At 40.1% G+C, this 13156-nt stretch carries 16 protein-coding genes (1 of these 16 cut by a window edge); 5 read left to right on the forward strand and 11 right to left on the reverse strand.

Annotated features, from left to right (window positions below; translation table 11 throughout):
• From AC504W_RS23855 to AC504W_RS23870, 4 genes are all read right to left on the reverse strand, one after another.
• On the reverse strand, nucleotides 1-83 hold the 5' end (the start) of the coding sequence (locus AC504W_RS23855) for a hypothetical protein (RefSeq protein WP_494874675.1). Its footprint begins 949 nt before the window's first position; only the first 83 of its 1032 coding nucleotides appear in the window; the start codon lies at nucleotides 81-83; its stop codon lies off the left edge, out of view.
• Between the two features lie 244 nt (nucleotides 84-327).
• Nucleotides 328-1419, reverse strand: coding sequence for a redox-regulated ATPase YchF (gene ychF, locus AC504W_RS23860; protein WP_494874676.1), 1092 nt, complete (start codon nucleotides 1417-1419; stop codon nucleotides 328-330).
• Between the two features lie 45 nt (nucleotides 1420-1464).
• Nucleotides 1465-1674 (reverse strand): hypothetical protein, encoded by a 210-nt coding sequence (locus tag AC504W_RS23865; RefSeq protein ID WP_494874677.1) that lies wholly within the window; start codon nucleotides 1672-1674, stop codon nucleotides 1465-1467.
• 204 nt (nucleotides 1675-1878) lie between these two features.
• Entirely contained in the window at nucleotides 1879-4407 is a 2529-nt protein-coding gene (locus AC504W_RS23870) for a sugar phosphate nucleotidyltransferase (protein WP_494874678.1), read from the reverse strand.
• Between the two features lie 514 nt (nucleotides 4408-4921).
• Between AC504W_RS23870 and AC504W_RS23875 the strand changes: the two genes are divergently transcribed.
• On the forward strand, nucleotides 4922-5113 hold the full coding sequence (locus tag AC504W_RS23875) for a hypothetical protein (protein ID WP_096585314.1): 192 nt from the start codon (nucleotides 4922-4924) through the stop codon (nucleotides 5111-5113).
• Nucleotides 5114-5270: 157 nt separating this feature from the next.
• On the opposite strand, the gene AC504W_RS23880 is transcribed toward AC504W_RS23875, so the two are convergent.
• The 4 genes from AC504W_RS23880 to AC504W_RS23895 form a co-directional block, all read right to left on the reverse strand.
• Complete coding sequence (locus tag AC504W_RS23880) at nucleotides 5271-5483, reverse strand: type II toxin-antitoxin system HicB family antitoxin (RefSeq protein ID WP_494874679.1); 213 nt, start codon at nucleotides 5481-5483, stop codon at nucleotides 5271-5273.
• Complete coding sequence (locus tag AC504W_RS23885) at nucleotides 5483-5674, reverse strand: type II toxin-antitoxin system HicA family toxin (protein WP_494874680.1); 192 nt, start codon at nucleotides 5672-5674, stop codon at nucleotides 5483-5485. Before AC504W_RS23885 ends, AC504W_RS23880 begins: the two co-directional genes overlap by 1 nt.
• 193 nt (nucleotides 5675-5867) lie before the next feature.
• The gene (locus AC504W_RS23890) at nucleotides 5868-6476 is read right to left on the reverse strand and encodes a hypothetical protein (protein ID WP_494874681.1); all 609 of its coding nucleotides are present in this window, start codon (nucleotides 6474-6476) and stop codon (nucleotides 5868-5870) included.
• A 174-nt stretch (nucleotides 6477-6650) separates the two neighbouring features.
• Nucleotides 6651-7238, reverse strand: coding sequence for a thylakoid membrane photosystem I accumulation factor (locus AC504W_RS23895; RefSeq protein ID WP_494874682.1), 588 nt, complete (start codon nucleotides 7236-7238; stop codon nucleotides 6651-6653).
• 211 nt (nucleotides 7239-7449) lie between these two features.
• Here AC504W_RS23895 and AC504W_RS23900 point away from each other — a divergent pair, with 211 nt between their 5' ends.
• Complete coding sequence (locus AC504W_RS23900) at nucleotides 7450-8787, forward strand: MurT ligase domain-containing protein (protein WP_494874683.1); 1338 nt, start codon at nucleotides 7450-7452, stop codon at nucleotides 8785-8787.
• Nucleotides 8788-8855: 68 nt separating this feature from the next.
• On the opposite strand, the gene AC504W_RS23905 is transcribed toward AC504W_RS23900, so the two are convergent.
• Nucleotides 8856-9635: a hypothetical protein gene (locus AC504W_RS23905; protein ID WP_494874684.1), complete on the reverse strand. Its 780-nt coding sequence runs from the start codon at nucleotides 9633-9635 to the stop codon at nucleotides 8856-8858.
• 313 nt (nucleotides 9636-9948) lie between these two features.
• On the opposite strand from AC504W_RS23905, the gene AC504W_RS23910 reads away from it, so the two are divergent.
• The 3 genes from AC504W_RS23910 to AC504W_RS23920 all read left to right on the forward strand — a co-directional run bounded on the left by AC504W_RS23910 (nucleotide 9949) and on the right by AC504W_RS23920 (nucleotide 11605).
• A complete protein-coding gene (locus AC504W_RS23910) occupies nucleotides 9949-10752 on the forward strand; it encodes a type 1 glutamine amidotransferase (RefSeq protein WP_494874685.1) in 804 nt (267 codons plus the stop codon).
• Nucleotides 10753-11100: 348 nt separating this feature from the next.
• Nucleotides 11101-11226, forward strand: a complete 126-nt coding sequence (locus AC504W_RS23915) for a hypothetical protein (protein ID WP_494874686.1) — start codon at nucleotides 11101-11103, stop codon at nucleotides 11224-11226.
• A 7-nt stretch (nucleotides 11227-11233) separates the two neighbouring features.
• The gene (locus AC504W_RS23920) at nucleotides 11234-11605 is read left to right on the forward strand and encodes a cupin domain-containing protein (protein WP_494874687.1); all 372 of its coding nucleotides are present in this window, start codon (nucleotides 11234-11236) and stop codon (nucleotides 11603-11605) included.
• A 417-nt stretch (nucleotides 11606-12022) separates the two neighbouring features.
• Here AC504W_RS23920 and AC504W_RS23925 read toward each other — a convergent pair whose 3' ends face one another.
• Nucleotides 12023-12535, reverse strand: a complete 513-nt coding sequence (locus AC504W_RS23925) for a hypothetical protein (RefSeq protein ID WP_494874688.1) — start codon at nucleotides 12533-12535, stop codon at nucleotides 12023-12025.
• 334 nt (nucleotides 12536-12869) lie between these two features.
• Nucleotides 12870-12995 (reverse strand): hypothetical protein, encoded by a 126-nt coding sequence (locus tag AC504W_RS23930; RefSeq protein WP_494874689.1) that lies wholly within the window; start codon nucleotides 12993-12995, stop codon nucleotides 12870-12872.
• Between the last annotated feature and the right edge of the window lie 161 nt (nucleotides 12996-13156).

Raw genomic sequence — 13156 nt, forward strand, 5'->3', positions numbered from 1 at the left:
TCTGGATCTGGCAATTCAAAACTAAGATCAGTTGGCTGTTGTAAGGCAGCAGCAAGGTCATTAATAGCGTCGGTATCTTGCACGGTGGAAAACTGACTAGGGTATGCGTCGGCTTATTATGACATAATCTGCGTGTGATAAAGCAAGATTATGGAATTAGTACCTGGTGCAGCAGGCGGTTTGAGTGTGGGTACTGATGATAAAAATTTTGGTTCCTATATGTATGGTAGGTGGAAGTAATTAAAGCAGGTGTTAAGGGTATAGGGTAAACGTGTTTGATTTTCACCTAAACCCATTCACTCCTACACCCTTATATCCCTAATTAAACTACACGTTAAATAGGAATAACAGGACATCTCCTTCTTGGACGATGTACTCTTTGCCTTCACTTCTGACTAAGCCTTTTTCTTTTGCACCTTTCATCGAGCCATGTGCTACCAAATCATCATAAGCAACGGTTTCAGCGCGAATAAATCCCCGTTCAAAATCAGAGTGAATGACACCTGCGGCTTGGGGTGCAGACATACCTGCGTGAATTGTCCAAGCGCGGGTTTCTTTAGGGCCACTGGTGAAATATGTCCGTAAACCTAATAGGGCATAAGTAGCGCGAATCAAAGATTTCAAGCCGCCTTCTTTGACACCTAAAGATTCTAAAAAATCAGCTTTGTCTTCTTCAGCTAATTCGACTAATTCTGCTTCTACTTGAGCAGATACAATCACGACTTGAGCATTTTCTTGCGCGGCAATTGGCCGAACTTTTTCAACAAATTCATTACCTGTTGCTAAGTCATCTTCGGAAACATTGGCAGCGTAGATGATTGGTTTACTAGTGAGCAATCCTAGCCCTTGAATAATTGCAGATTCTTCTTCATTTAAACTGACTTGACGTACAGATTTACCTTCATTTAAAGCGGCAATTAATTTTTCGAGAACTGTAATTTCAAACTGAGCGTCTTTACTGGTGCGGGCTTGTTTGCGGGTGCGTTCAATGCGGCGCTCGATTTGAGCTAAGTCGGCTAAACCAAGTTCCAAATTAATGATTTCAATATCTCGTGCTGGATCAACAGAACCGGCAACATGGATAATATCATCATTCTCGAAACAACGTACCACATGAACGATCGCATCAACTTCTCGAATATGAGATAAAAACTGATTACCCAGTCCTTCACCCTGACTTGCACCTTTCACCAAACCGGCAATATCCACAAACTCCACACGGGCTGGGATAATTTGTGCAGAACCAGCAATTTGCGAAAGCACGTTTAACCGTTCATCCGGTACTGCGACAACGCCGACATTCGGTTCAATCGTGCAGAAGGGAAAGTTAGCAGCCTCCGCTTTGGCATTGGCTACTACGGCATTAAATAAAGTAGATTTTCCGACGTTGGGAAGTCCGACAATTCCGGCTCTTAGCATTTTGGATTTTAGATTTTTGATTTTGGCTCAAACTACTAAGATAATTCAAACAGGTTCAGGTATGGTTTGGGGAATTGTGCCGGGAACTGTTTGGGGAATTGGGGCTGGGACTGTCTGAGGAATTGGTGCAGGTACAGGTTCCGGTAGAGGTTCGGGAATTCCTGGATTCGGTGTCGGTTCCGGGCTGGGTAGGGGATTTGGTTGCGGAGTTGGAATTTGTGGTTCAGGAATCGAAATAGCTTGAAGATCAATCATGGGTAGTCTAGTTAAATTAGCTGACTTTCTCAAGCTAGATGATTACCTTAGATGCTGACATCTGCCTAGAAAATGGAAAAAGCCTGAAGTATGAAGTCTGAAGTATGAAATGTAGTAGGTTACAAAGTTAAAGGTTTTAAGTTATTAGAGGCGGAAGTGTAAGGATATAGATTTTCAACTCCCTTACACCCCTGTCCAGCAAAATCAAACTTCGGCTGGGTGATATTCTTGTTGTCTTTCCACAAAAGTTTGTACGCGGTGGCGGTAGTTTCTAATGGTGTCGTCTACCCAATCGCGATCGCCACTGTTTGCATATAAATGTACTAATGGCTCACTAGCATCAGGTAAAACTAATAGCCAATTGTCATCAAAAGGTTGACCAATTTTCACGCCATCGATGAGTTCGAGGTTTTGGGCTGGGTGAGTTTCTACCAAGTAACGCATTAATGCACCCTTAGCAGTCCAAGGACAGCGAATTGTCTGGGTTCTGTGAATTACGCGGGGTAATTCGGAACGCGCAGTAGCGAGCGATCGCTCCTGAATTGTCAGCATTTCAATAATTTTGGCAATGCAAAACATGGAATCAAACCCTGGATGTAGCTGCGGGAAAATGAAACCAGTATCGCCACTACCTCCCAACACGACATTAGAATTTCTTTGACAAGCTTCCATTAAAGCTGTCGGGTTAGCCTTAGTCCGAATTACTCTACCATCGTGGCGACGGGCGACTTGTTCCACTGCACTGGAGGCGTGAACTGGGACAACTACTGTACCTCTGGGGTTCGAGGTTAATATCATGTCCACCATCAGGGCGGTTAACATTTCGCCACGAATTGGAAAGCCAGATTCATCTACTAAAATTAGCTGTTCGCCATTAGCTGAGACTTGCACACCAAAATTAGCTTTTAGTGCTTCCACTACATGGCCTAGCTGAGTCAATAGTGCTTCTCGGTCTGCGGTAGTAACAGCGTGTTTATTTAAGCTGGCATTTAGCACCACTGCATCTGCACCAAATTTATCTAGCATTTGGGGTAAAACTGCCCCCGACACAGCATAAACATAATCTATGACGATTTTGGCGCGACTGTTGGTGAGGGTAGAAACATGCAGTAATTTCTCAAAAGCGGTGCAGTAACGGTCAATGACTTGGCTGGGATAAGCAACATCGCCAACTTCATGAATCAACGCCCGCCGCATATCTTCTTTAAAGTAAGCCCCTTCAATTTTCTTTTCTTGGGCTTTAGAAATGTTAATGCCTTTGGCATCCATGAATTCAATTAAGGTGTAGTCGGGGCGGTCGGGATGTACCCTGACATGGATACCACCAGCCACGGACATAGTAGGAATAACTGTGCGAGCGATGGGAATAGCGGTAGCATCGAGGTTTTGAATATCAACCCCTACAGACATTAAACCGGCAATGAGCGATCGCGTCACCATCCGAGAAATGTTCCTTTGGTCTCTCGACACTGTGACTTTAGAACCAGGTTTTAAAGTCGAACCGTAAGCTGAACCCAACCGCACAGCAAACTCTGGCGTAATGTCGATATTCGCCAATCCTTGCACACCACGTTGCCCAAATAAATTTCGTTGAGCAGTATTACCCCAAATCAAATTGATGTTTAAAATTGCACCAGATTCAATTTTTTTACTCGGCCAAACACGTACCCCAGTACTAATTTGTGCTTCTTCTCCCACCGTAGATAACGAACCTACCACAGCCGCTTCTAATACATGGGCGCGACGGTCTACCCGGCTACCACGGGAAATCACACAGGCACTTAAATGTGCTTCTTCGCCAACAAATGCCCCATTCCACACAATCGGACGCTTGAGATTGGCATCAGCCCCAACGGTAACGTTATCACCAATTACAGTCCCAGCTTCAATTTGCACTCTCGCCCCAATTCGGCAATTGTCCCCAATAATTGTGGGAGTTTCAATATGAGCCGTCGTGTCAACAAAAGTATTTTGTCCTATCCAGATCCCAGGGGAAATTTCTTCATAAGCAAAATCGAGTTTTACCTTCCGATCTAAAGCATCATATTGAGCTTCTCGATAAGCATCTAGATGACCAACATCGCACCAGTAACCTTGGGCAATGTAACCATACATTGGTTCATTTTTTGCCAAAAGTAAGGGAAATAAATCTTTAGAAAAGTCAGATTCAGTGTTATCTGGTAAATAATCTAAAGCTTCTGGTTCCAGAATATAAATACCAGTGTTGACTGTATCTGAGAAAATTTCACTGGTAGAAGGTTTTTCTAAAAATCGCTTAATTTTTCCTTCTTCATCGGTAATTACCACCCCAAACTCAATGGGATTGGGAACCCTAGTTAAAATCAAAGTGGCTTTTGATTGTTTTTGTTTATGAAATTCGATTGCTGCTGTTAAATCAAAATCTGTGATGCTATCACCGCTAATTACTAAAAAAGTTTCATCAAGAAGTTCGGCAATATTTTTGACACAGCCGGCTGTCCCCAGCGGCTGGTCTTCTTCCACAGCGTAGGTCATTTGTACGCCAAAATCGCTACCGTCTTGAAAATAATCTCGCAAGACATCAGGTAAGTAATGTAATGTTGCAATCACTTCAGTGATTTGATGTCTTTTGAGAAGATTAATAATGTGTTCGGCAATGGGACGATTGAGAATCGGCACCATCGGTTTGGGTAAATCGCAAGTTAACGGACGAAGCCTTGTCCCTGAACCGCCTGCCATCAGTACTGCACGCATAAGTCCTCCTAAACTATTTGCAACCTTAGCTGCTTACAAACCCATGAAAATATGTTGGTTTTATCTTTCATTAGTGTCCTATAGATGTTCTGATTTCAGGAACTTCCACAAGAGGCATCTAATAAATGTTAAGCATATTTACTCAACACAGTCGCTGATTTGTCTGGAAAAAAATTAAGAAATGTTTCTGGTAATCGAGTTCATTTATTATGCCAGTTTCAAAGGCTTTTGAGGTAGTCAGGAAGTAGAAAAAAGAACATAGAAATCTAAAATAATATATTTCTTTTTAACTTGATAATTGAGCTTAATTTCGGTTTTGGTAATAGGATACTAGGTGAACTAGCTACAATGCCAGATGCTACTTTACACTGGAGTTAGAGAATGTACTAATTCATCCTTCAGCGGTTATAACATTAGGGCTAAAATCTACTTTGTTAGTATAAATTAAGAATTGCTGATATATTTTGACAATTCTTAACTTCAATTTAGTCATTAGCGAATGGAGTTAATTCAAGTGAGCAACTTAATTGTATTTGTTTTGATAGTAGGTTATGTCGGTTTAGGTTGGAAGTTTTGGACTGGATTTACAAGGACTAACTTTACACCATCCTTACTCAATCGCATTGCTTTATCTGTTTTATGGCCTGCTTTATTTATCGCCAATCAATCCTATCGGCGCAACTTTAGAAAAGCGCTGAAGGGGTAGGGGTTAATTTTAAGTTTGCAAGTATCGAATGCTGGCGATCGCCTACATCTTAAAATAGTTTAGTGAGTAGTTGGGGTAGGATAAAAAGCCTACCTTTTAACTTTCATAAATTTAAAATTTATTTTTGCCAGTGCAGCTACTTTTCGTTTAATAAAACTTAATTTAATACTTCAACCTCATGGGCAATGCTTGTAGGCTGAGGAATAGGTAAACCATCTTCCAGTATTCCTTCTAGATGAAATTCAATAGCTTCTGCAATCAGTGTTTTAACTTCTTCTAAAGTGTCACCCACAGCTACACAACCGGGTAAATCTGGTACATAAGCACCGTAGCTAGTGTCTCCCTTCTCAATTACTACTGTATAACGCATCAGTCTGCCTCCAATTGAGCCTGTCTCCAGATACTTTTTAGAGTACCAATTGGTACGTCAACACTCGACTTACCAGACACTGTTACTGTACCAGCTTTATCAGGATGTTTAAATTGACGATGGCTACCTTTAGTTCTTGTCAGATACCAACCATCAGCTTCTAGAATTTTAATAACTTCGCGGACTTTCATAATCTGTATTTCTAAATGTTAGATACAGATAGAGTGCCTACTTGACAGGTATAAAGTCAATTATTTTGAATAAATTTCCGGCTTTTCGGGCAACTTTTACTAATTTAGTGAAGTTTAATAATTTAGGTTAATTTTCTTATTTCCATAGTTTTTCGTATGTCTCAATATTCATTGATTGCTTTCAAAAAGTTACTTAACCAATAGGTAAATTACCTGGATTAACTGCATGAATATATTCACTACCAGAATGTGGTCTACCGCGTTTATATCTGGCTTCTTCGGGATTACCCCATCCTAGCTGTAAAATCATTTCTAAAAAGTTAGGATTTTGCCACTTCCATAAACTTGCCCATTCAGTTCTGTGAGCAATTCTTTGGACATCATCTGTGCTAATTTGTTGATATTGCTTACTGTTATTAAAACTTAAATATAAATCCATATCTATAGTGACTTCATACCAAAAATTCAATATTGAAATTTTGGCAGATTGTAATATGGCAATGTCACTAGTCAACCCTACTAATTCCGTATCTACTTCTGGATAGCGCAAGGTTTTGCCTTTGACTGTCATTTCGCGCCAGACAATGCCAGAAATATGATGTTCTCTTTGATAATCGTGAATAGCCGTCTTAAAATCTTGATAAGCAGTGAACTTTTGGAACCCCTCGGTTCTGATAAACTGGTCTATTACAGGATTGCCAGAGACTGTTACTTCTAACTTCAGACGCTCTCCCTTTAGACAAGCTTGGCGTTCGGCTGCCAAAATTTGGATTAGCTCTTCGGTAGTGTAAACTTTTGACATCAGTTATTAGTCAAGGGTCAAGGGTCAATAGTCAATAGTTTTGAACTTGAGACTATTAATTAATTCCCGCAGTTGTGACAACAGGTTATTTAAACATTATCCTTTGGATGAATGGGAATGCAGTAGCCAACAGTACTAAAAATTAGGGTAGACCATCTCAGTCTACCCTGGCAGTTATTTAGCTAACTCACTACTAAATTCATTAAACGATCGCCGTTTTAATTCCACTGATTCAGAGCGTGGTAATAAATCAAACACTTCGCGGAATTTATCGTCTATTTCCTCAAAAGGTACTTGACCTTTTTTATTTAACAATACTTTCCCTGATTGATTAAACACGACAACTTGAGGCACACCCCCAGAATAGTAATATCCAGGTTCCGTGGGATCATATTTTGCTTTGACTGGGATTGTATCAACATCAATGGGGATAATCTCTGCTACTCGTCCGTAAAATTCCTGGACGCGAGAAATGACAATGGCATATTTTTTGCAATCGCTACTATCATCAACATAAAATGCTAAAAATGCAGGTTTATGTTCTGCTAAAGTCTGTGCTAGTGTCTGTCTTGGTGGAACTAAGGAACCATTGCCAGCATAAACGACAAACATATTGCCATCGTAAAGATCATCATTAATACCAGCAAAAGCAGGTTTGATACTGAACATCAGTAGACAAACAAGCAATAACAGGCATTTTGATACCAACCGTCGCCAGTCAGCCATACATTCTTGTAAAAAAATCAACTTTGTAATATTCATCAAAAGGAACCTTGCAAGCTACGATTTGTCGTAAGTTTGTGCTGAATTCGGCAATCTGGGCTGGATAAGTAATTACACTCGCGCACTATTTTTTAAGATAACGTCTTAAGGGTGAAGTATGAAGTGGGGGAGACGGGGGAAATAATAAATTGCTATTGACTATTGACTATTGACCATTGACTATTGACTACCAGAAGATTAGGGTACGGATGTGGGCAAGAAAATCAAACTAATAGATAGAGTGCGACTAGGTTTTGCGGTATCTGCGGCGAAAACTGTAACATTTGCGGTGCGATCGCTGCGTCTAGGTGCTGCTAGTGTATTACCAGGTTCAATTGCGCGGCGCATTGAACCTCGACTTTTGCAATTATTGAGTCAGCAGGTAAAAAATGGCGTAATTATCATCGCTGGGACTAATGGCAAAACTACCACGTCGCTGCTGTTAAAAACAATTCTGGAACGCAAAGGCTATCGCGTCGCCCATAATTCCACAGGTGCAAACCTGGAAAATGGTTTGATGACAGCCTTACTAGAAAACACTAACTTGGTAGGTTCACTGGCCGCTGACTACGCCATTCTTGAAGTAGACGAGAATATTGTCCCGAAGGTTTTAACACCACTCCAGCCACGCATTATTCTGTGTTTAAACTTGTTCCGCGACCAACTCGACAGGTACGGCGAAGTCGATACCATCAGTAAACGCTGGACAAAGGTAATTTCGACTCTGCCAAAAGAAACGGTGGTAATTCCTAATGCTGATGACCCAACTTTATCGCACCTCGGTCAGCAGTTACCGCAACGAGTGTTATTCTTTGGTTTGAATGAACCAGAACAGTATCTGGAATCAATTCAGCACGCGGTAGATTCTATTTACTGTCCTAATTGTGGACATTCTTTAGATTACAAAGGCGTTTATTTATCTCATTTGGGAGATTTTACTTGTCCGAGTTGCGGTTTTAGTAAGAGTAAACCAACCCTAGAAAGTAGCGAGTGGGGACAAATTTTGGTTGGTTTGTATAACAAATACAATACTTTAGCTGCTGCTACGGCTGCGATTGAATTGGGCGTTGATGAAGCAACAATTAGAGATACTATTAATAATTTCCAAGCTGCATTTGGTCGCGCAGAAGATTTAGTAATTGATGGTAAAAAGGTCAGAATTTTATTATCAAAAAATCCTGTGGGGACAAACGAAACTATTCGGGTAGTGAATCAAAGTACTGATAAAACTACATTGATGGTTTTGAACGATCGCACACCCGATGGCACTGATGTATCCTGGATTTGGGACGTGGATACAGAAAAATTAGTCGAACGCGGCGGAACTATTGTAGTGAGTGGCGATCGCGTTTATGATATGGCTTTACGTCTACGCTACAGCGAAAAGTCTCTGGAGAGTAATTTAAACTTAATTGTAGAAGAAGATTTACGCCAAGCGATCGCAACTGCCCTAGAAAATACACCAGAAGATGAAACTTTGCACATTCTACCTACATATTCCGCCATGCTAGAAGTACGTGAAGTTCTCACCGGCAGGAAAATTCTTTAGGGAATGGGAAATAGGGAATTGAGAAAATTTTTTATAATCTTTCTCATCTCCCTCATCTTTATCACTTTTTAAACTAAATAACTGGTATTCGGGACAATAGGAAAGAAAGCATATTCATACCAAGCCGTCCAGATAAAACTTCTTAACCAGCGTTGACGCTTTTCGGGAGTGAATTCATATTCAAATACGCCGCAAGATGTATCAATAGAAGATAGGTGAGAATTGCAACCACAACCATGTTGATAAGTAAAGCCATATTTAGAGGCGATACTTTGCACCTTCATTTGCATTGCAAAAACCTTACCTGCGTGTAATATCGCATCCCAAGAACGCTTATGTTTGATATCTCGTTTATCAAATCTTAAAGCGCGTTCTTCAAATACATGATCGCGGTAAATGGGCGCTAGATGCACATGATAAAAACTAGCTGGTAGTTCATAGCCAAACTCTTGAAAAAGTTCTATTCCTATCCGAGCTACTTTTAATTCATTTGCAAACTCTTCTCCCTGAGATTCTAAATCTTGAAGCAGTGTAGCAAAATCTGGATAGCTAGTTTTTAGAAAGTCATAACCGTAAAATTCTAGGGTTTCCCAAGCTAACTTGCCAAATAGCTGGGAGAATGACGATTTGAGATAGTCTAGCTCTGGACGTTCGTTAAATAAGTCAACATCACCCTGTTCTAACTTATATTGAAATAACTGTGCCATCTCAACATAACTTTGTGGATCAGAGATTCCCACATTTGCCAATCCTTTAGCAATATCTTGCCATACAGAAGGTAGTTGAGAAACAGGAACTGCATTTTCAAACGCAATTACCGTCAAATTGGGAGCTTCAATTGCTTGCATATAATCTCCATTTTAGATATTCACAATTTGTCGCTTAGTTAACAAAGTTAACTTTTTTGGAATCTTAAAAAACAGTGTAATTGTTTACTCAGTATTTAGTAAACTTACAGTGATCTGTGGAGATTATGACTGTCTGACAATCACAAAACTGTGACCTAAAATACTGAAGTCTGGCGATAATTACTATATGTCTGTCCAAAAATATAGCAGGGGACAGGGAACAGGTGAGAGGTAACAGAGTAAAAAGTCTTTTACGGATTGTGCAACCATAGAAAGAAACAAGTTATAAATTATCAGTTATGAGTAAAAAGTTATGAGTTCTGAACAATTAGAATTAACTATTGGTTGGCTATATCCAACTTTGATGAGTACTTATGGCGATCGCGGTAATGTAATTACAATAGAACGCCGCGCCCAATGGCGGGGATACACGGTTAAAATATTACCTCTAGACCAAAACTCCACCGCCGAAGATATTAAATTTGTAGATGTAATTGTGGGCGGTGGCGCACAAGACCGTCAGCAAGAAATTGTCATGCGTGATTTGCAAGGCGCGAAAGCCGACGCAATGCGCGAGAAAATCGAAAATGGCACACCAGGAGTTTTTACCTGCGGTTCACCCCAACTGCTAGGACATTATTATGAACCAGGACTAGGACAGCGGATTGAAGGTTTAGGAATACTCGATTTAGTTTCTATCCATCCTGGGGAAAATACCAAACGTTGCATCGGTAACTTAGTAATTGAAGTCACAGCTTCGCGCCTAGCAAATGATTTAGCAGAAATGACAGGTGGTAAACCCTATCTCGTCGGGTTTGAAAATCACGGTGGACGCACCAAGTTAGGCAAAGTGGAAGCCTTGGGGCGTGTGGTGTATGGCTTAGGCAATAATGGCGAAGATGGTACCGAAGGCGCATTTTATCAGAATGCGATCGCAACTTATTCTCACGGCCCCTTATTACCCAAAAATCCTTTTGTCGCTGACTGGTTAATTCAAACAGCGTTGCGGCTGAAATATCAACAACCTATTACACTCAAACCATTAGATGATGACCTCGCAATGCAAGCACGAGAAGCTATGCTGAAGCGCTTGAAAGTTGCAGTACCATCTTCTTGATTGAAAATGTTACGACATTCATAGAGAACATCCAGACGTTTCTTGATATCGTCACGACGTTTACTATAAACAGAGCAACGTTTGTTGATATCGTCACGACGTTTCTTGAAAACGACAGGGCGTTTGTTGATATCGTCACGACGTTTGTTGATATCGTCACGGCGTTTCTTGAAATCGTCACAACGTTTCTTGAAAACGACAGGACGTTTATCGAAAACATTCAAGTGTAGGGGCGTTCGCTCTTAGCGTTCCCGCAGGGTACGGCCGTTCGCCCCTAGTCGGAATTTATTCCGAGGCGGGACTTTTTCTCGTTGATTCCCTTACGTAAATACCGCTATACTGATTTCTTTGATTCTGGCTACTATTATTCTCGCTTGGTTTTCGAGAGTGGCGATCGCTAAGTTTTTAGGCGAACAAAATTCCCAATGGTTTTTTTGGATTTGTCTGGCTGTCGGGATAATATTTATAGATTAATCAGAAAATGAATATAGAGAGAATTTTCAAAAGTACTGATTTTTTTCAACCTACAGATGGTGAACCAATTCGTTCAGTTGTGACGGAATCACCAGATGCAGTTGTAGTTGCTTGGTATGTCAAACCCAGACAAGAAATTGGAGCGCACATTCATCCTCATGGTCAGGATACTTGGACAATATTATCCGGTAGTGGTGAATATTATTTAGATATAAAAGGTACTCGCAAAATAATTACCACCGGAGATGTAGTTGTAGCACCAGTCAAATGTGTTCATGGTGTGTTCAATCATGGCGATGAACCTTTGATATTTATCTCTGTCGTAACGCCTTATGAGGCTGGATATGAACCTGTAACCATCAAATCGTCAACAGCCTGAGTAAATCTAGCAGTTTTCAAAACGCTTTAAGTCCTTATGCCATAGGTTGCTGTACTAAAACTCAACAGAACTGCGTTGACTAGGAGCGATCGTATCTTTGCGAATATTGCACCATAATAAACGAAAGGCGATCGCATAAGCTAAGGATTCAAATAAGATATGCGGATCAATCTGTAATGAACCTAACCAAAAATATACGGGTAAAGTTTAGAAATTGCGCTGCTTGTGTCATTTGTAATAGGAATCATATTTGATTTGAGAAAAAACTGACTATCTGTCAGATAGGACTTAATTCCTATATTCCAGATTGATTCACCCTACAGGCTGAACTGCATATTAAATTTTGCTAAAAAACATAAATATTATGCCTTCCCCAATTTTTATTTGGGAAAGGCATGATTAAAAAGTTGGAATTATTCAGTGTTCAATTTCTAAATTGAGGATGTAACATCCCAGTTGGACTTTTTCTGCCCACAATTCATATTCTAGCCGCAAGTGTTCGGGAAATTGTTTGCCAGCGAGTGTTAATGTTTTCGTAAAATTGCGTAAGCGAATTGGATTATGTGGTTGTAATGATTCCGTTGGCAACCAATAACGGCTAACACCGTATACGCCTTGTTCCCAGAAGTGGCGGTAACTTACTTGACCATTACCTTGCATAGTCATAATTACCCGATATGGAGAAATTTCCAGCCACAAAATTCTTGGGCTGCTGGGAACATAGGCAGTGTTTGTTCTGTGGGGCAAAGTTGCCTCTGTACTGGGAGAAGTTTCGACTTCACAGGTAATCAGAGGCGGTGCAGTTAACAGTAAATGAAATCGTTCAGTATCTTTTTGATACAGTGTTCCGGCGGTTTCTACCACTGACCAGAACGGCAGGTCGGTGGAAATTAGTGATAAGCACACAGGCTTGCGATGATAGGTCAGCATGGGAGCGATATGGGCTAACAGCTATTGAATAACAAAATGAAATTAATCTAGGGAGTCTAGCAGTCCAGAACCAGCAACTAAATAGTAAAACATGCTTAATCTTAACTGAATATGCTGATTTGGTAAGCTAAATATCTAAACATAAAAATAAGTTAAATCTAAATTTAAATATTGAAAACAACATTTTTTTCTAGAAAGGTAACTTTAAATACCGTGAATAAATACTTATAGTTTTGTGAAATTTATATTTTGTAGCAAACAGTTGAAATAAGACAGTCATTTTTACAACAGCAAATTTACTGTCTTGTCCAGATTATAGTTACGTGGAAACTCCCTAGCCTGGGTAAGAACGGATTCGCCGAATCGAGAACAGATAAATATCAATTGCCGAAATCATGTCAATAGATGGATGATAGTAGTTAGACAAAGACAGCAATTGCCAATCTAAAAGTTTGAACACTGTTACTTTGAGTCCAAAAAAATACCAGACATAGTTTGTATATCTCCTAAAAAGCCAACTTGCCATAAATAAATATTGAAATTTATTATGCAAGTGTCTAAGTAAATTTAATATGACAAAATAACGATAGGATACTAGTATTAGGTCGGCGGAAATAAACA

This window comes from Nostoc sp. C96, from assembly GCF_059384975.1.